Source organism: Paenibacillus sp. RC21 (assembly GCF_044907935.1).
In the GTDB taxonomy this organism is placed as follows: domain Bacteria; phylum Bacillota; class Bacilli; order Paenibacillales; family Paenibacillaceae; genus Paenibacillus; species Paenibacillus terrae_A.
The window spans coordinates 1-18,781 of sequence record NZ_JBIYCS010000015.1; the positions used below are offsets into that span (position 1 = coordinate 1).

Below are 18,781 nucleotides of genomic sequence, written 5' to 3' on the forward strand. Positions count from 1 at the left end.
ATGGTACTTGGACCGCAGGGTCCTGGGAGAGTAGGACGTCGCCAAGCAAAAGAAAGAAGGACCATGATCTCCTTGAGATTGTGGTTCTTTTTTTGTATATTACGTTCCAGAACCTTATATGTAATCTCTAATCTGCTATTTTCCAAGCGGGTTATTTTTTATAAAAGGGTCGACTTCATTTCTGGAAACGCTTAATTATAAAGGATGTCCTCCCTGCGAGTACACTTGTTTGTACAGGGGAATACTAAAAGTTATGGCTGCTGAGGAAGGCTTGACACCCCTATACCGCTTTGCTAAGATTGCAATAATATATTTTCAGAGAGCCTTGATTTGTCCATGTCGGACAGACAACAAGACCAATACAGACTAAACAATTTGAAGGAGGATCATCTTGGTGTGGGAAGATAAATTCGGTAAGGAAGGCCTTACCTTTGACGATGTTTTGCTGGTACCTCGCAAGTCGGTGGTTCTGCCGAAAGAAGTAAGTGTAGCGACCCGTTTGAGTGATAACGTAAAGCTGAATATTCCTTTGATGAGTGCTGGTATGGATACTGTTACTGAGGCAGTTTTGGCAATTGCTATGGCTCGTGAAGGCGGTATCGGTATTATTCATAAGAATATGTCGATCGAACAGCAAGCAGTAGAGGTAGATAGAGTAAAACGTTCAGAGAGCGGTGTTATCACCAATCCATTTTCATTGACTCCAGATCACTTGGTATCCGATGCTGAAGCTGTTATGGGTAAATATCGTATTTCTGGCGTACCTGTTGTAAACGAGGAAAATAAGCTGGTGGGTATTATTACGAACCGCGATCTTCGTTTTATTCACGATTTTAATCTTAAAATTAGTGAAGTTATGACGAAGGAAAATCTGGTAACTGCACCTGTAGGTACGACCTTGCAGGAAGCTGAAGGCATTTTGCAAAAGCATAAAATTGAAAAGCTTCCTTTGGTCGATGATGAAAATTACCTCAAAGGGCTTATCACTATTAAAGATATTGAGAAGGCTATTCAATTTCCAAACGCAGCGAAAGATGCACAAGGGCGTCTTCTGGTCGGTGCGGCTGTAGGTATTTCCAAAGATACGTTTGATCGGACTGAAGCACTCGTAAATGCAGGTGTGGATCTGATTGTTGTGGATTCTGCTCACGGTCATCATATTAACATTATTGAAGCGGTTCGCAAATTGCGTGATGCTTATCCTGATCTGACAATTGTAGCAGGTAATGTGGCTACTGGTGACGGAACGCGTGAACTGATTGAAGCGGGGGCTTCGGTTGTAAAAGTCGGCATTGGTCCAGGCTCTATCTGTACAACGCGCGTGATCGCCGGAATCGGTGTTCCGCAAGTAACAGCTATTTATGATTGTGCGACAGTAGCACGGGAATATAATATTCCGATTATTGCAGACGGTGGCATTAAATATTCCGGTGAAATTACGAAGGCCATTGCGGCGGGAGCTTCTGCGGTAATGCTGGGTAGTCTTTTTGCTGGTACGGAAGAAAGTCCAGGCGAATCCGAGATTTATCAAGGACGTCGTTTTAAAGTATATCGTGGTATGGGTTCCATGGCTGCGATGAAGCAAGGAAGTAAGGATCGTTATTTCCAAGATGATGATAAGAAATTGGTACCGGAAGGCATTGAAGGACGTGTCGCTTATAAAGGGCCACTTTCCGATACAGTTCATCAGCTGTTGGGCGGTCTTCGTTCCGGTATGGGATATTGCGGTACTGCTAATATCGAGGAGCTTCGTAATGATACGAGCTTTATCCGTATTACGGGTGCAGGCCTACGTGAAAGCCATCCGCATGATGTGCAAATTACGAAAGAAGCACCAAACTATTCATTATAAAGTTCGACTGTAGCAGACTTGACGACAGGCAGGGCGTATTTCGCTCTGCCTGTCTTTTTTTAGAGATACCCCTGTGATAGAATAGACAAGTGTCTGCCTTTTACAAATGGGTTGATGAAGTAAGGACACCTTAGGACATAAGGCTTACTTAGTACCTGCTCATTCCAGGATAAGAGCAGAGAATGTTGATCATTGGCTCCAACTGACGAAACAAAGCGGAAATTCAATACATTAATTACATTGGCCTAGTAGAGGCTTTATCCACCGTTTCGTTATATATAGCGGATCGGGTTGAGGTACGAGAGGAGTTTGTATTCATTTGAAAGCGAACAATCATAAACAAAATAAGAAACGCAGCATGATGAAAAAGAGCGTAACAGCAGTCATGGTGCTTAATATGATGTACATGTCAGCATTGCCGGTTGTGGGCAATCTTGATCCGTCTGTAGCTACGTTTGCCGCCGGAGCGACAACAGAGGCGGTCAATATTACGGGGACAGGCTCTGTTAAGCCACCTAGTCTGGCGCTGCGCTCGGCTATCTTGATTGAGCCTTCCACAGGGCAGGTATTGCTGTCTATGAACCCGGATGAGCCGCTCCCACCAGCAAGTATGACCAAAATGATGACAGAGTACCTCGTAGCGGAGCAGGTCAAGCAAGGGAAACTCAAATGGACGGATAAGGTTACGGTTCAAGAGAATGCTGCCAAGAGCATCGGATCACGTATTTTTCTAGCTCAGGGTGATCAACATACGGTAGAAGAGCTGTATATTGCCATGGCGGTAGGCTCTGCTAATGATGCAACGGTAGCTCTTGCCGAGCGTGTGTCTGGAACCGAGCAGGACTTTGTAAAATTGATGAATGAAACAGCTCAGAAAATGGGCATGAAAAATACGTATTTCATCAACTCTACAGGCTTAGACCGTGGCGATATGCCTAAAGGGTTTCAACCGGATACCGATCGTGAAACCGTAATGACAGCGAGAGATGCGGCTACACTGGCTGGTAACATTATTAAGGATCACCCAGACTATACACGGTTTACGACAATTCAATCGTACAAGTTCCGCCCGACGGACAAGGCGCCGATTATTAACTACAACTGGATGTTAGAAGCAAACAAGAATATAACCAATTTTAAAAAGTTTGCTTATCCTGGTCTGGATGGAATGAAAACAGGTCATACGGCTAATGCAGGCAACTGCTTTACTGGAACAGCTGAACGCAACGGAATGCGTCTCATTAGTGTAGTTATGGGGGCTGACTCCGATGCGCACCGTTTTACAGAGACTGCTAAAGTATTGAACTATGGTTTTGATAATTTTGAAGTGAAGCAGGTTGTGGCTCCAAAGACGGTAGTTAAGGGTGCCGAAAATGTGCCTGTCTCCAAAGGCACAGAAACTGAAGTACCTGTTGTGACCAAAGATGCGGTAAGCTTTGTCGTACCTAAGGGTGCGGGCAATCCTAAAGTGACGTTTACAACCAATATTACACCGGAAAGCTCGCTCGTAGCGCCTTTGAAGCAAGGGGCAAAAGTCGGAACGATTAGCTATACGTACAAAACGGATGGTGTGGAAAAAGGTCAGGTGAAAACCGTTGACCTGGTAACTACGACGGCTGTAGAAGAGGCTGGCTGGTTCCGTATGCTTTTCCGGGCAATTGGTAACTTCTTCGGTGATTTGTTCCAGGGCATTAAAAACCTGTTCTAATCGTCTGATTACCAGACCGATAGAGCTGAGGATTCTTGCTCTGCCTTACGTATTTTGCTGATTGAAATGATTGTGTATTTGGCGTCTGTGCGGTAAAATATTAAGTTAGAATCTAAACGTAACCCTTACAGGAGGAAACGACATGGAAACGGGAACTTCACGTGTAAAAAGAGGTATGGCAGAGATGCAAAAAGGCGGCGTAATCATGGATGTCATGAACGCTGAACAGGCTAAAATTGCAGAGGCGGCAGGAGCTACAGCGGTAATGGCTCTTGAACGGGTGCCTTCAGATATCCGTGCAGCTGGCGGGGTTGCCCGTATGGCTGACCCAACGATTGTGGAAGAGGTCATGAAGGTGGTCTCTATTCCCGTTATGGCTAAGGCTCGTATCGGCCATTTTGTGGAGGCGAAGGTGCTGGAATCTCTGGGTGTTGACTATCTCGACGAGAGCGAAGTGCTGACGCCTGCGGATGAAGTTTTCCATATCGATAAGCGGGAGTTTACCGTTCCATTCGTTTGCGGAGCCAAGGATCTGGGAGAAGCACTGCGTCGCATCGGCGAAGGGGCGTCCATGATTCGTACAAAGGGTGAGCCTGGAACCGGAAATATTGTCGAAGCTGTTCGTCATATGCGTTTTATTAATGGCCAAATTCGCAAGGTGCAAAACCTGTCGAAGGACGAGCTGTATGCAGAAGCGAAAAACCTTGGCGTTGCTTACGAATTGTTGCTGGAAGTGCATGAGCACGGCAAGCTGCCAGTGGTCAACTTTGCTGCGGGCGGTGTAGCAACACCTGCCGATGCGGCATTGATGATGCATTTGGGCGCTGATGGTGTCTTCGTCGGTTCTGGTATCTTCAAATCCGATAGCCCTGAGAAATTTGCACGTGCCATCGTGGAAGCGACTACTCATTATACGGACTACAAGCTGATTGCAGAAGTGTCCAAGAATCTAGGCGCTCCAATGAAGGGCATTGAAATTTCCAAGCTGGCACCGCATGAACGCATGCAGGATCGTGGTTGGTAAGAAGGAAGGGACAGGCATGAAAATAGGAGTTCTGTCGCTGCAAGGCGCTGTGGCTGAGCATATACGAAGCGTTGAACGTGCGGGTGCAGAAGGTGTGGCGGTGAAAAAGATCGAGCAGCTCGATGAGCTGTCCGGTCTTATCATTCCCGGCGGTGAAAGTACGACGATAGGCAAGCTGATGCGCAAGTATGACTTTATTGATGCTATACGCCAGTTTTCCGATCAAGGCAAGCCTATCTTCGGCACCTGTGCGGGGTTGATCGTGCTGGCCAAAACGGTTCAAGGACAGGAAGAAGCGCATCTGGGGCTGATGGATATTACGGTGTCACGTAATGCTTTTGGTCGCCAGCGGGAAAGCTTTGAAACAGACTTGGACATTAAAGGGATTGAGGAACCAGTTCGTGCTGTGTTTATACGCGCGCCATTAATACAGTCTGTTGGAACGGGAGTAGAAGTGCTGTCTGAGTATAACGGCGAGATCGTGGCGGCCCGTCAGGGTCATTTGCTGGCTTCATCCTTCCATCCGGAATTAACGGACGATTACCGATTGCATCAGTATTTTGTGGATATGGTCCGCGAATAGCGGAAAGTCAGGTTTGTAGTGTAGGAGGGGTTACCTGTGTTAGATATAAAGATTTTACGTAATGAGCTTGGTCGGGTTGAAAAAGCTTTGCAAAATAGGGGCAAATCTCTGGATCTGATAAATGGCTTTACGGATTTGGATGTGCGTCGTCGTGAGTTGCTTCAGGAAAGTGAAGCGCTCAAAAATCGCCGAAATGTCGTATCCGGTGAAGTAGCCAAGTTGAAGAAGAATAAAGAAAATGCGGATGATCTTATTGCTGAGATGCGTCAGGTTTCCGACCGTATTAAAGAATTGGATGAGCAAGTGCGCGAGCTGGAGGTCCAGATCGACGAACTGGTAATGTCCATTCCGAATATCCCCAATGAGTCGGTGCCTGTAGGTGCTTCGGAGGAGGATAATGTAGAGATTCGTCGCTGGTCGGAGCCACGCGAGTTTTCTTTTACGCCAAAAGCACATTGGGAGCTGGCACAGGAGCTGGATATTCTCGATTTTGAGGCGGCAGCAAAGGTGACGGGTTCCCGTTTTACGTTCTACAAAGGACTGGGGGCACGTCTGGAGCGTGCGCTGATTAACTTTATGATGGATCTGCATAGCAGTGAGCATGGTTATGAGGAAATGCTGCCTCCTTACATTGTGAATCGGGATAGCCTGTATGGCACGGGACAGCTTCCGAAGTTTGAAGAGGATTTGTTCAAGCTGCGCGATACCGAGTATTATCTCATTCCTACGGCTGAAGTTCCGGTAACGAACTATCACCGCGAAGAGATTATGAACGCGGATCAGCTTCCAAAAAATTATGTAGCATACAGCTCTTGCTTCCGCTCTGAGGCAGGATCGGCAGGAAGGGATACACGTGGCTTGATCCGCCAGCATCAGTTCAATAAGGTAGAGATGCTTAAGCTGGTTCACCCGGACACCTCCTATGAGGAACTGGAGAAAATGACGAACAATGCAGAGCGTGTTTTGCAACTGCTTGGACTTCCATATCGTGTGCTGGCACTGTGCACTGGGGATATGGGCTTCACGTCTGCCAAAACGTATGATCTGGAAGTGTGGCTGCCTGAAAGCGGCATGTACCGTGAGATTTCTTCTTGTTCCAATACAGAGGACTTCCAGGCGCGTCGTGCTAACATCCGGTTTCGGCCGGAGCCGAAAGCAAAGCCTGAATTTGTACATACACTGAACGGTTCAGGATTGGCTGTAGGACGCACAGTGGCTGCTATTTTGGAGAATTATCAGCAGGAGGACGGAAGCGTTGTAATCCCGGAAGTGCTGCGTTCATACATGCGAGGCGCAGAAGTTATTGCTCCCAAACAGTAAGCATTGCATTCGTTTAAAGTCTGTGGTAAAATAATTTTGTTGCGCCTGAGTTTATTTTAAATGGGAAGCAAATTTATCCAATTACCACCTGGAGAGGTACCGAAGCGGTCATAACGGGGCGGTCTTGAAAACCGTTAGAGTGCAAGCTCACATGGGTTCGAATCCCATCCTCTCCGCCATTATTATAAATGAGCCAAGCCATTCGAATACGATAGCTGATTCATTAGCCTTTATGTGCTGATGATTAGAGATCGTAAAGAATGGCTTTTTTGTTGTATAAAAAGCCTGTTTTTTTCACACGTTATCAGATGTGGAGGTGCTGGCATGAATCGAGAAATGACAGTAGATCAGCAAAAGCTGGTAGAAGCCTGGCAGGAACAACTGCCGAGCCTTTTGAATTCAGGGGATAAATCACAGGTACAAGCAGATGAAGCAGACAACCGGACTATACGAATCCATATTGAGGTAGAGGGCCGACAAATGTACTCCTTTGATTTTGCATGTACTTATGTAGATTCTCGGGAAGTGCAGGTTAGCTTGGTCGATGTAGAACGGGACGGACAGTCTGTGGATGAACGAACAGATATCATTCAGCAACTGGTGTCCGATTACACTCGACATATTCACCAGTGTGCTCAGACGTTACAGTCATTGACGCATTCGTAGTCATGAAGGAATGAGGGGGGAAGCTACATGAAAAAAGCCAAAAACGGACTGGATAAAAACCTGTCTAACATTGTGGATGATTTGGAGCAGCGTCCGGTTAACAGTCATCAGGCACAGCAAGTGCAGCAGGATCGTAATGACCGCCGTCATCAGGATGCACTTAACCATGATAAAACAGAAGACCTGCACCATCAATAGTCCTACTTTAAATGGTAATAAACGGATTTACTGAAGTATTTAAATATAGTCTGAGAACGGAGGATGCATAAATGAGCAAGCCTAAAGCCATTCCTGTTCCCGAGGCACAGGATGCCGGTGAAGGAAACGAAAAGCGTGAGCGCAATCATCAACAGGAGCCACTATCTGGTTCCAAAAAGGTGAAGCAGCGGAATCACGTAGACCATCACAACAGAGAAGGATCATAAGCAGTTAGACTTTTTGCCTAAAAATATAGTGAAGTACAGGACACCCTGGTTAAAGAACCAGGGTGTCTTTGTGCTTATTGTAAGAAAATTTTCCAATAAGTGTTTCATTGAATGTGAGTATGCGGTAAAATAGGGGGTGTGTATTTTTTTGTTAGTATTATAAAAGGGGTTAATTACGAGAGGAGAGAATCTACACAATGAGTAAAAAGTTATCCGTTTTGGTACTCACTATGGTGTTGCTTTTGACGGTAGCCCTGGTAGGCTGTAGCAAGAAGTTAGAACCGAAGGAAGCTGTTACGAACGGTACGGCTAATGCAATGAAACTGACTTCTTATGAATCCAAAAGTCAATTTACGGTTAAAGATCTGACGATCACATCTGCTTCTGTTCCAAGCGAGCAAAGTGCAATGGTAACCAGTATGCTGAAAAATGCAGACATTACGCTGGATGGTGTATATCAAAAAGAACCTTTACAATCTGAAATGACGCTGGGCATTCATTTGAAAGGTGACCTTTCCACCAGCTTCACGATTCCAATGGTTATGACCAAGGATAAATTGTACGTTAAAATTCCGAACGTTCCATTTTACCCGCTTCCACAGGACGTTATAGGCAAATTCCTGATCATTGATCCGCAGGAACTGGCTAAACAGTCTGGACAAGAATTTAACCCTGCATCAATGGATCAGGAAAAATCGCAGAAATTTGCGAATGAAGTCATTGCTGCTATTCTGGGTGAGTATGATCAAGCAACGTACTTCTTTGATATTGATCCTAAGGATGCTAAATTGCCACAAGGCATTAAAGCTAAACAAGTGGTTCAGTTTAAAATAACGAACGACAATGTGAAGCAAGCGACGAATACATTTATCACTAAGGCGCTTCCTAAAGTCCTTGATGTGATGTCTAAAGATGAGTATGCTGGTATGCTGCAAGTGAAAAAAGAAGAGTTGGCTGAAGCGAAGAAAGAACTGCAATCCAACACCAGCGAAGTTAGCAAAAAGCTGGATGAGTTAAAAAACTATTTGACTGTGAAACAGTTTGACATTAACACAGCCTTGAACAAGGATGATATTCCTGTGTATCAAGACCTGAATGCGAATGTAGAAATGAATGATCCGACCACAAAAGATAACGTAAAATTGTCTGTGACTGGCTACACGCAATACAGCAAAATCAATGAAAAAGCAACATTTAAAGTGGGTATTCCAACAGGGGACCAAGTCCTGACGATCGAACAATTTCAACAAAAAATGCAAACTGTTGCTCCTTAAGTAAAGGAATGACGTGATTGTAAAGGCATTATCCATATGATGCGATGTGAAAAAAACCGCTTGGCTTAGAGCCGGGCGGTTTTTTGTCATATATGGCTCTGAGCAGATGGTGTAGCGGTCCAGGTCTGCCACACGTTATCCTCGGCTAAAAGTCCGAACATTCGATGATCCTGCCATGTCCCTTGAATTTGTACCAGCTTGCGAGCAATACCTTCAGGCTGAAAGCCGCACTTTTGCAGTACACGCTGTGAGCGCTCGTTATGCAGTAGGGTACCGGCCTGAAGACGGTGAAGCGATAGGGCGCGGAAGGCAAATTGTATGGCCAGCTTCAAAGCTGCGGTCATATGCCCTTTGCCTTGTTCGTGCTGGTCTACCATGTAGCCGATATCGGCGAATTGTCCCACGCCGCGCACAAGATTAGAAATAGAGATATACCCGATGAGACGCTCGTCCTCCAAGAGAAAGATACCGAACGAATATCCCCGATCCTCCTCTGCTTGACGCAATTTCTGACGGATATATTCCTGCTGTTCTTCCAGCGTGAAAAATGAGTCGCCGTGAAGTGGCTCGTACGGCGCATGAGACTCCCTATTTGTAAGCCTGAGGGCAAGTAAGGCTTCACTATCCGTCAGGCTAAATGGTCGCAACAAGATACCTTGAGGCGTGTTGTACAGGCTCATAGGCATGAGCTGATCTCCTTCCATGGGAAATTAGCAATGAGACGTAAATAACGGCTGACCACTGATTGTGTATAAGTAAGCGATCTAGCTCCCCTCCTCAGGATGAAGACGGTGGAGAAGGTAGCTTGGCAGCGGCTCTTTTTTGCCGGAGCTGACGGAAAAAATCCGTCAGCAGCGAGGCGCATTCCTCTTGAAGAACGCCGCTGATCACCTCAGTGCAATGATTGAATCGAGGCTCCTGTAGGAGATTCATCAGCGTGCCCGCACAGCCTGCTTTCGGATCGGTGGTGCCGTAGATCAAATAGGGAACCCGTGATTGTACAATGGCTCCGGCGCACATGGGACACGGCTCCAGAGTGACATACAGCCTGCAATCCAGCAGGCGCCAGGCCCCCAGATGCTCGCTGGCCTGACGAATAGCGACCATTTCGGCATGTGCTGTCGGGTCAGTGTTCGTCTCACGCAAGTTGTAACCGCGTCCTATGATTTCATTATCTTTTACGATGACAGCTCCGATGGGCACTTCACCCAACGCTTCTGCCTTATACGCTTCTTGAATAGCTTCTTTCATCCAATAAGCGTGATCTATCGTGGTCACTGGTAAAAATGCTCCTTTCAAATGCGAATTATCCAACGAACAAATATTCCGTTGTTAACATGATGTGAATAATTTTGTGGATAACACGACACTTATCCACAGGTTTATCCACAGTTCATAATAAAAGTTGTGTATTTGTGGATGACTTGTGGATGATTATCTTATTATATTGTAGGCAAACGTTCGCATATTGACAACTGTATACAAGCTGTGTGTATTTATGTTTATCCGGGAAATGTAAATGCTGGTATCACAGGCGGTATTACGGTATCATTGAGTTAGCAATTGCCAGTAATCGCCAGCATACGGCAAGAGGTGAGAAATCAGTGTGTCGATAAAAATCAAAATTACGATCATTTTGTCGGGGTCCGTTCTGTTCATCCTTTTGTTAAATATTGCACTCAACTATTACACGACCCACGAAAATTTAAGAAGTGACAGCGAAACGAAAATGGTTCTGACGGCCAAGACTATTGGAGGTGCCATTGAACAAGCTCAACAAAGCTGGGAGGCTGTCGACAAGCAGCTTGGATATAATTTGTGGCTCTTTGCCACGCTGGCTGCCAGCAAGCTAGATCCTGATATCGATCATATTACGCAGGAGCAACTCGAACAGATGACCAAGCGCAGCGGGGATATTGATATTTCCTTGATGGTGCGTGATGGAAAGGGGTATAAGGTCGCCAAATCGTCGAATCCGAAAGAGAGCATATCTGGCGATCCGTTGACCAGCTATTGGAAAAATGCAGTTGATCAATTATATGAGCATGGACAGGCTGGATTGGTGCATGGTCAACATCTGGAACATTTTTGGACTGGAGCATTTGACTATACAGGCTCAGATGCCACCCATATTAACAAGTGGGGATTTTATTATGACCAGAAGCGCAACTATATGATCCGAATCTCCTTTCAGGACAGTGAAGTGCAAAATTTTATACCGATTATCAACCCCGATGAAATCGTAAAGCAAACCCAACAAGTGGATTACCGCATCATGGAGATAACAGGAATTAACCCCACAACCTTCGGTGGCGCTACGATGGACAATCATGGAAACGACCGAAAATATTATTACATGTACAATAAGCCTATCCGATTCGGCACTTATCAACTAGCGAGGGTGCAGGAGGATCGTTTGGCTGTTTCCAAGGCGATTTTCTCCGGGGAGAGTATTGTACAGGACTGCTATATTAAAGGCCAACGGGTCCTCGTCAGTTACATACCATTTTATCCGGCTAACCGTGATGCCTATGTCATTCGAATTGTTATGAATTATGATACGATCTCTTCCGTTATTTATAAGCAATTAATCAGTCTGATTGCCATTTCTATTGTTTTACTAGAGGTTGTGATCATTGGCAGTTATGTGCTGGCAAGCCTGTTTGTCCGTCCAATTCAGTCGATATTGGGAAAAGTGAACGAGATGGCCGACGGCCATTTTGACACACGGCTACAAGTTAAGGGTGGTCATGAGCTTGCACAACTAGGTGAGCGCATCAATGCGATGGCCTATAACCTTGGGATGTATACACGGAGACTCGAACAGATGTATGAGGAGAACCGTTCTGTTAAGGAGCATTTAGAGTCTGTCATTAATCAGACCGCTGATGCGATTCATGTGACCGATCAGGAGGAGCGTGTCATCCGGGTCAATCATGCTTTTGAAGCCTTGTACGGCTGGACCAAAAAAGAATTGGTCGGGCGTAAACTCCAGTTCGTACCGCCACAGCAAGAGGAAGAGTACGAATTTCAGAAGGAAAGATTGCTTCAGGGAGAGAGTATGGTGTCTATTGAGTCCATTCGAATGCGTAAGGATGGAAGTACGGTAGAGATTAGTATGAGTACATCGCCCATTCTGGATGAAGAAGGCCAAATTCTGGGATTTATCAGCGTCTCGCGGGATATTACAGGCCGCAACCGGATGGAGGAATTGCTGCGCAGATCGGAGAAGCTGACGACGGTAGGACAACTGGCGGCAGGGGTGGCGCACGAAATTCGTAATCCGCTGACCACGCTGCGCGGGTTTCTCCAGTTACAGCAGCAAAATAAAGCGCTGAATCTGAAGCATAACGATATTATGCTGTCCGAGCTGGATCGTATTAATCTGATCGTTAGCGAATTTTTAATATTGGCGAAGCCGCAGGCTGTACATTTTCAGAAAAAAGATGTGCGCTATATTGTGAGTGATGTCATCTCTTTGCTTGATAGTCAAGCGCATCTGTTGGGCATTGTGTTCAATCTTGAAGTAACGGAGGAGCCTGCCTTCGTATATGCCGAAGAAAATCAGTTAAAACAGGTATTCATTAATTTGCTTAAAAATAGTATGGAGGCCATGAGCAAGGGTGGTACGATAACGATTCATTTGTTCTTGGAGGGAGAAAGCGTTAAAATCTTCATACGGGACCAAGGGACGGGCATTCCAGCAGAGATGCTGTCCAAGCTGGGGGAACCTTTTTTCACAAACAAAGAAACAGGTACAGGACTCGGACTTATGGTCAGCCAGCGTATTATACAGAGTCATAAAGGCACACTGGATATTGAAAGCATAGAGGGAGAGGGAACGACAGCCCTTGTGCAGCTTCCAACTGCCGAGCCTGAGCAACTGGACGGGCAGCAGAAGGAAGCGTGACAGTAGAAATGGAGGGTACACAGGTTGCGCATTAACAAGTTTATCAGCGAAACCGGTTTTTGCTCACGCCGGGAGGCGGACAAGCTGGTAGAGAGCGGCCGCGTGACGATTAACGGCGAGGTGGCGGTGCTGGGCAGTCAGGCGGAGGAGGGCGACGATGTCCGTGTGAACGGCAAGCCACTCCGCGAGAAGTCTGGTCACGTATATATTGCTTTGAACAAGCCGGTGGGGATTACAAGCACGACAGAGAGCCACATTCAAGGGAATGTTGTCGACTTTGTGGGGCACCCGCAGCGGATTTTTCCAATCGGACGTCTGGATAAAGATTCGGAGGGTCTTATTTTACTTACCAATGACGGAGATATTGTGAATAAGATTTTACGGGCGGAAGGCAAGCATGAGAAGGAATATATCGTAACGGTGGATCGACCCGTCACACCATCTTTTGTGCAGGGGATGTCCACAGGTGTAAAAATACTCGGTCAGCGGACGCTCCCCTGCGAAGTGACGCGTGTATCTGAGTACGTATTCCGCATCATATTGACGGAAGGGAAAAACCGTCAGATCCGGCGCATGTGTGCTGCCTTCAGCTATGAGGTGAAGAAGCTGCAACGTCTGCGGATTATGAATATTCGATTAGGGTCGCTTCAGAGAGGCGCCTGGCGTGACCTGACAGAGACGGAGAAGCAGGAGTTAGGTGAGATGCTGAATTATACACTCAGCTAAACCTGAGGGCTTCTCACGGCTGATAGATGGCAGGGCAATGGATAGGACAAGAGGCAGAGTGGAATATCACGATGAAAAGGCACCAGCTGCATAAAAAATGCGGCGGTGCCTTTGTCTATATAACATATACATAATCAACCTTCATTCGAGCTTGAGGTAGGACTGATAACTTGTGTGCCGTTCTGATATTTACGTAGTACGGAAATTTCGACACGGCGGTTTTTGGAGCGTCCTTGACCATCCTGATTACTTGCTAGTGGACGATACTCACCATAACCGATGGATACAAATTTGGTTGGATCAAGCTGCGGATTGAGTAGCAAAATGCGCAAGAAATTCAGAGATCGTTTGGCACTCAAATCAAAGTTGGACGGAAACTGACTATTGGAAATCGGCACATTATCTGTATGACCTGATACGATAACATCATAGCCAGGAAACTGCTGGAGCATGCTGGAGATGGACTTGGCCAGCTTTCTCGCTTCCGGCTTTACCTCAGCCTGACCCGATGAAAACAAGGCGTTATCACTAATAGTTATCATGAGCTGGGATTGGTTCAGTTTTGTATTGAGCAGCGGAGTCAGGCCATTATTTTCAATATACTGATCCATTTGCTTTTTGAGCTTTTTCAAATCCTCTTCTTCCCGCTGGGCGAGTTGCTTTTGCAGTTCAGCCGTAGAAGTGGCTTTAGACTTTATAGGTTGTGTTACCTGTTCTTTATTTTTGCCCATATCTGCGGATTGTGACGATGGATTGGCGGCAGAGTGATCCAGTATGCCAGTGCCGCCACTAAAAGCCGCACTCATGGATTGAGCCATAGTTTCAAATTTTTTGGCGTCGAGTGCACTCATCCCGAATAAGACGATGAAAAGAGCTAGCAGAAGGGTCATCAAGTCGGAATAGGGCAACAGCCAGCTTTCGTCGGCATGCTCCTCGTGCGGTTCATGTCTTTTTTTACTCACCGGAATCCCCATCCTTCTTGGTCAGGGTAGCCCGTTCGGTTGGAGTCAGGAATATCGTCAGCTTCTGGCTGATCGCAATGGTGGATATACCTGATTGAATTGAGAGCAGGCCTTCGACCATCATCAATTTAAGCTCCACTTCTTTTTTGGATAACCGTTTCAGCTTATTGGACATTGGATGCCACAGGACATAACCTGTAAAAATACCAAGCAACGTCGCAATAAAGGCTGCCGCGATGGCATGAGACAGCTTGGCCATGTCACTAAGATCGGCCAGAGCGGCAATCAGACCTACGACGGCACCGAGTACCCCGAGCGTTGGAGCGTACATACCAGCCTGAGAGAAAATCAGCGCGCCGGAGCGGTGTCGATCCTCGGTAGCGTTAATGTCCTCCATTAGAACATCTCGCACGAATTCCTGATCATTACCATCAATAATCATACGCATACCACCACGCATAAAGGGATCGTCGATCTCCTCTACCTTGGATTCCAGCGCAAGCAGACCTTCGCGACGGGTAATGGATGCCCATTCGGTAAACGTGCCGATGAGCTCTTTACGGTCCAAAAGCTTTTGTTCCGTGAAAATAACCTTGAACAGCTTCGGAATGCGTTTGATTTCTTCCATCGGGAAGGCCATAAAAATACTTGCTGCCGTTCCGACAAAAATAATCATGTAAGCAGCGGGGTTGTTGACCAAGTTGATCACTGGCGCGCCTTTGAGAATCATCCCGACGACCAATGACACAATCCCGAGTACAAGTCCGATAATGGTTGAAATTTGCATGATACACCTCATCCATGAGAATAGATTTTGAATCCTTTCATGCCGCCGGGGTCGTCCTTGCCCCAGGCACGTCATTACAAGACGGATTATAGTATTTATCGACAAAACTCTCTTTTTTGTTAAGTACGAATTTCCGGTATAATAAGGTGATTATGTAATGAATGGTGGAAGAATTGGAGGAAATGGCATGGGAGTGAAGCACGGACGGGAGTATGAACAAATTTTGAACGATTTGACAGAGGCTGTGGGACGCATTCCAGATAGCTATGAATTTTTCGAAATGGAAGCAGAAGATTGGGACAGACTGGACCCGGCAGGGCGTCAGGAAGTCAATGAAGCGCTGGCTGAAGATCTGTTTTATGCACTGGGTACAGAGCCCGTTATCGCTGTGGGCAGCGGCGTTGTCATCTATGAACCGGAGCAGCACCGTATCTATGTGCTCATTGGAGATGAGGAGCTGACGTCGGTACCTTTGATTTGAACAGGCCGTTTTATGGATTTATCAACGGGGCCGTGGTAATATGGACACCAATATATCGTAGTTTTGGTCGCATTCAAGCGGCTGAAAGGCTTCCGTATAAACAGGGAGGAGTCGTATCATGCCTTTTACACAAGAAGAGATTGAAGCACATCTGGAGAAGCTGGAGGGCTGGGAACTGGAGGAAGGACGATGGATTGTCCGGAAATATAATTTTTCCAGTTTTATGAAAGGGATTGCATTCGTGGATGAAGTTGCTGCTATATCGGAAGCATTTAATCATCATCCATTTATTACGATTGATTATAAGACCGTGACCCTGCGTTTAACCTCCTGGGATGACGGTGGCATTATGGCCGTGGATATTAAGGAAGCCCAACAATATAATGAAGCTTTTGAGAAAATGCGTAGCAGTCATTGAGCTAATCGTGGTCTGTCGTATGATAAAAGCGCCTTCGATATACAACAATGCAGTTGTATGCCGAAGGCGCTTTTATCATAGAACATGAGGCTGGTGGTCGGGATGATATACCATACAATGAAATGGCTTCTTGCCATCGGGAGTCTGACGTTCATAGGTATCCGTAAGCTCAAATCCGGCTGCCTTGTAAGCCCGGATGGCGCGCCCATTCCAAGTCAGGACCTCCAGATCAATTTCATTCTCAGGGTTGCGTCGTCTGGCTTCCTCGGCAATTGCACGGACAAATTCGGCGCCTCTGCCATGTCCACACAATCCGGGATGCATTCCCAGACCTAGCCGGGTCACGCCAATCATCGGGAAATATTGAGCAAATCCGGTTAGTATGTTCTCGTCATCCAGTACGGCTACATATTGCTCCTGGCGAAGCGAGGGGTTTCCAAATTCGACCTCAAGCGCCTTCATTTGTTCCCAAGGTAACCAGCCGTATATATTGTAGGGTGAATCATAGCGCCACTCACATATCGCAGCCGCCTGCTGCTCGTCCATCGGCACGATTCGGTAGTTAGATATTGAGGCCGGCATGTCTTCCCATCCTCCTTTTACAAGTACTTAAACCATTAACAACAGATTGTAGACAAGTTGCAGGGGATTGGCAAGCGTGTTTATTTCATACCCAAGTCGGGTATACATTCAATAAGAAGGCTTTACTGCTCATATACTCCCCCCCGTCGTGACGGTAAAACCGACGATGTTCGCAAAAACTGAAACCTTTTGAGGTGTCAGTTCGTCAGTAAAAATAACGTTTCTGATGTTGCGGACATAAAAAACCGCAATTCGATTCCGGCCAGAATCAAATTGCGGCTCAGGTTAGCTTGCTGTTCGTTAGTTATTCTACGTTGTCGTCATCAGGAGTTTCAGAAGCTACAGCGTGGTAAGCATCTGTGCTCATAATTCTTTTGGCACCGACATATCGGTTAGCGTAATAATTTTCGTTCAGTGAGCTAACAACTACACCACGTGAAGATGAGGAGTGAGCAAATTTCCCTTCACCCATGAAGATACCTACATGGGAAATGCCTCTACCTGTGGTGTTGAAGAACACCAGGTCTCCAGGTCTCATTTCATCGCGGGATACGGAAGATCCCATTTTGAATTGTGATCCGGATTGATGCGGCAGTTTAATTCCCAGTTTTTGATATACATACATTGTGAAGCCGGAGCAATCGAATCCGTCGAGTGTAGTGCCTCCGCTTCTGTAGCTCGTTCCTTTGGTATCTTGGATGACCTGGTCCATCTTGGAGTCTGCAAATGCACTGCCGCCACCGAATGTAAAAGATGTAAAGGCAATGGCAAGACCCATGGCTGCGATTGTTAGTTTCTTCTTCAAAAAAAAATACCCCTTCCAATGCCTGCGAGGTTAGCTTAAGGATTCGGTAGAAGGTTCCCCTATGACCACTCTGTTGCGAGATCAATTCACCCAAACTGGTTCCCCCGCTTCCTAGGTGCCAGGAATTAGGCTTAACTTAAGATGTGCACCTTGGAGAGCAGTATTCACGATAACGATGTTTTTAAGGTAAAGGTTACAATAAAGATTACAAAGTTGTTACTATCAGTTCACTGCGATTATTGTAACAAAGTTGGCTGGCTTTGGCAAATGTTTCATCGCAAAAAATTACAAAAAAATCTGCTCCCTTTATCGCGGGAACAGATTTTGTTAAGAGTATTCAGTTATGTGCCGTTTATTTGGATAGGAATGGATATAGATAGTCGCCTTTCGACAGCCAGAAATTGCTCAGGAGGAACGGAGTGGGGGTTCAACCTCTGTCGGAGATATCGGTATGCCATAGGCGGTACTGTGAACTGATGTGCCATAGCCTGACCAGACTGGTAACAAAATGATACGTTTGCTGGAGAATGAGTGCCAGCATGCCAGTCCAAATCATCGCCACCGTGCCGAATAGGCCAAGGACAAGCAGCACACCTGCGCCGAGCAGAAGCGAAATACCGATAGCCGGAAGGATTTGGCGAAAGAAGGCGAGCAGCGACGACAGTATGGCGTGACCACCTACGGTGCCTAGCTGCATGTACAGGATGCACTGGCGGATGAACCAGCCATAAGCGATCCAACCGATGGCATAGGGCAGCACATGCAGCAGATAGGCGGGAGATTGCAGCGCCCCGGCTACGATAGGGTAGAGCCTCGGCACCACCCAGAAAGCAGGGAGCAGCAAGAGCCCAAGCTCGATGACGTAATAGATCAGCGATGATAAACCATGACGTTTCATTCCACGGAAAAAAGACAGACTTTGCGGCTCGGTCGCATGGGTGTGCAGACTTTGGTATATTCCCGCCCGGATGAAGGGGGTAATCAGTATACGCAGCACCGTTGCCCCCAGTAGTATCCACAGATACATATGAACCTCCCGATTGTCTGTCAGGGCAATCTGGCTCTCCATCCAAAACAAGGTCTGCCCCAGTTCATTTTGACCCTGATCAGGGTAGCGCAGTAGTAGGGGAATAACGGCGGATTGTACCACCCGATAGAGAAAAACGCCCCATAGCAGTCGATACAAAAATAGAATGATGACAATATAAAATTGTATGCGCACAAGCGCCCAGCCTTCTTTTATAACGGTACGCATCTA

20 protein-coding genes, 1 tRNA gene and 1 riboswitch are annotated in these 18,781 nt (G+C 46.5%); of the genes, 14 read left to right on the forward strand and 7 right to left on the reverse strand.

Annotated elements, in window-relative coordinates; all coding sequences use genetic code 11:
• The first annotated feature begins 394 nt into the window (after positions 1-394).
• The 10 genes from guaB to ABIA61_RS25625 all read left to right on the forward strand — a co-directional run bounded on the left by guaB (position 395) and on the right by ABIA61_RS25625 (position 8,852).
• Positions 395-1,852, forward strand: a complete 1,458-nt coding sequence (guaB, locus tag ABIA61_RS25580) for an IMP dehydrogenase (RefSeq protein ID WP_283654087.1) — start codon at positions 395-397, stop codon at positions 1,850-1,852.
• A 319-nt stretch (positions 1,853-2,171) separates the two neighbouring features.
• Entirely contained in the window at positions 2,172-3,560 is a 1,389-nt protein-coding gene (locus ABIA61_RS25585) for a D-alanyl-D-alanine carboxypeptidase family protein (protein WP_283654088.1), read from the forward strand.
• Positions 3,561-3,702: 142 nt separating this feature from the next.
• Positions 3,703-4,584, forward strand: a complete 882-nt coding sequence (gene pdxS / locus ABIA61_RS25590) for a pyridoxal 5'-phosphate synthase lyase subunit PdxS (protein ID WP_014279080.1) — start codon at positions 3,703-3,705, stop codon at positions 4,582-4,584.
• A gap of 16 nt (positions 4,585-4,600) precedes the next feature.
• Positions 4,601-5,167 carry a pyridoxal 5'-phosphate synthase glutaminase subunit PdxT gene (gene pdxT, locus ABIA61_RS25595; protein WP_283654089.1) on the forward strand — a complete coding sequence of 189 codons (567 nt, stop codon included), beginning with the start codon at positions 4,601-4,603 and terminating at the stop codon, positions 5,165-5,167.
• 36 nt (positions 5,168-5,203) lie between these two features.
• Positions 5,204-6,487 (forward strand): serine--tRNA ligase, encoded by a 1,284-nt coding sequence (serS, locus tag ABIA61_RS25600; RefSeq protein ID WP_149096305.1) that lies wholly within the window; start codon positions 5,204-5,206, stop codon positions 6,485-6,487.
• A gap of 90 nt (positions 6,488-6,577) precedes the next feature.
• Positions 6,578-6,666, forward strand: a tRNA-Ser gene (locus ABIA61_RS25605).
• 145 nt (positions 6,667-6,811) lie between these two features.
• Complete coding sequence (locus tag ABIA61_RS25610) at positions 6,812-7,153, forward strand: hypothetical protein (RefSeq protein ID WP_283654090.1); 342 nt, start codon at positions 6,812-6,814, stop codon at positions 7,151-7,153.
• A gap of 27 nt (positions 7,154-7,180) precedes the next feature.
• On the forward strand, positions 7,181-7,351 hold the full coding sequence (locus tag ABIA61_RS25615; RefSeq protein ID WP_283654091.1) for a hypothetical protein: 171 nt from the start codon (positions 7,181-7,183) through the stop codon (positions 7,349-7,351).
• Positions 7,352-7,422: 71 nt separating this feature from the next.
• The gene (locus ABIA61_RS25620) at positions 7,423-7,578 is read left to right on the forward strand and encodes a small acid-soluble spore protein P (protein ID WP_137061028.1); all 156 of its coding nucleotides are present in this window, start codon (positions 7,423-7,425) and stop codon (positions 7,576-7,578) included.
• Between the two features lie 197 nt (positions 7,579-7,775).
• Complete coding sequence (locus ABIA61_RS25625) at positions 7,776-8,852, forward strand: hypothetical protein (RefSeq protein ID WP_283654092.1); 1,077 nt, start codon at positions 7,776-7,778, stop codon at positions 8,850-8,852.
• A gap of 86 nt (positions 8,853-8,938) precedes the next feature.
• Here ABIA61_RS25625 and ABIA61_RS25630 read toward each other — a convergent pair whose 3' ends face one another.
• Together ABIA61_RS25630 and tadA are read right to left on the reverse strand one after the other, a co-directional pair.
• Complete coding sequence (locus tag ABIA61_RS25630) at positions 8,939-9,538, reverse strand: GNAT family N-acetyltransferase (protein ID WP_283654093.1); 600 nt, start codon at positions 9,536-9,538, stop codon at positions 8,939-8,941.
• Between the two features lie 91 nt (positions 9,539-9,629).
• A complete protein-coding gene (gene tadA, locus ABIA61_RS25635) occupies positions 9,630-10,130 on the reverse strand; it encodes a tRNA adenosine(34) deaminase TadA (RefSeq protein WP_283654094.1) in 501 nt (166 codons plus the stop codon).
• 328 nt (positions 10,131-10,458) lie between these two features.
• Here tadA and ABIA61_RS25640 point away from each other — a divergent pair, with 328 nt between their 5' ends.
• Together ABIA61_RS25640 and rluF are read left to right on the forward strand one after the other, a co-directional pair.
• On the forward strand, positions 10,459-12,762 hold the full coding sequence (locus tag ABIA61_RS25640) for a PAS domain S-box protein (RefSeq protein WP_404521580.1): 2,304 nt from the start codon (positions 10,459-10,461) through the stop codon (positions 12,760-12,762).
• A gap of 24 nt (positions 12,763-12,786) precedes the next feature.
• A complete protein-coding gene (gene rluF, locus ABIA61_RS25645) occupies positions 12,787-13,488 on the forward strand; it encodes a 23S rRNA pseudouridine(2604) synthase RluF (protein WP_044646836.1) in 702 nt (233 codons plus the stop codon).
• 134 nt (positions 13,489-13,622) lie between these two features.
• Here rluF and motB read toward each other — a convergent pair whose 3' ends face one another.
• Both motB and motA read right to left on the reverse strand, forming a co-directional pair.
• Positions 13,623-14,450: a flagellar motor protein MotB gene (gene motB, locus ABIA61_RS25650; protein WP_283654097.1), complete on the reverse strand. Its 828-nt coding sequence runs from the start codon at positions 14,448-14,450 to the stop codon at positions 13,623-13,625.
• On the reverse strand, positions 14,443-15,237 hold the full coding sequence (motA, locus tag ABIA61_RS25655) for a flagellar motor stator protein MotA (RefSeq protein ID WP_044646838.1): 795 nt from the start codon (positions 15,235-15,237) through the stop codon (positions 14,443-14,445). Before motA ends, motB begins: the two co-directional genes overlap by 8 nt.
• Before the next feature lie 187 nt (positions 15,238-15,424).
• Here motA and ABIA61_RS25660 point away from each other — a divergent pair, with 187 nt between their 5' ends.
• Positions 15,425-15,718, forward strand: coding sequence for a hypothetical protein (locus tag ABIA61_RS25660; RefSeq protein WP_404521617.1), 294 nt, complete (start codon positions 15,425-15,427; stop codon positions 15,716-15,718).
• A gap of 118 nt (positions 15,719-15,836) precedes the next feature.
• A complete protein-coding gene (locus ABIA61_RS25665) occupies positions 15,837-16,136 on the forward strand; it encodes a 4a-hydroxytetrahydrobiopterin dehydratase (RefSeq protein ID WP_007428083.1) in 300 nt (99 codons plus the stop codon).
• Between the two features lie 75 nt (positions 16,137-16,211).
• On the opposite strand, the gene ABIA61_RS25670 is transcribed toward ABIA61_RS25665, so the two are convergent.
• The 3 genes from ABIA61_RS25670 to ABIA61_RS25680 form a co-directional block, all read right to left on the reverse strand.
• Complete coding sequence (locus ABIA61_RS25670; protein WP_283654098.1) at positions 16,212-16,718, reverse strand: GNAT family N-acetyltransferase; 507 nt, start codon at positions 16,716-16,718, stop codon at positions 16,212-16,214.
• A gap of 304 nt (positions 16,719-17,022) precedes the next feature.
• Entirely contained in the window at positions 17,023-17,523 is a 501-nt protein-coding gene (locus tag ABIA61_RS25675) for a C40 family peptidase (protein WP_044646841.1), read from the reverse strand.
• A gap of 4 nt (positions 17,524-17,527) precedes the next feature.
• A riboswitch (cyclic di-AMP (ydaO/yuaA leader) is annotated at positions 17,528-17,665 on the reverse strand.
• A 285-nt stretch (positions 17,666-17,950) separates the two neighbouring features.
• The gene (locus ABIA61_RS25680) at positions 17,951-18,778 is read right to left on the reverse strand and encodes a hypothetical protein (RefSeq protein WP_283654099.1); all 828 of its coding nucleotides are present in this window, start codon (positions 18,776-18,778) and stop codon (positions 17,951-17,953) included.
• Between the last annotated feature and the right edge of the window lie 3 nt (positions 18,779-18,781).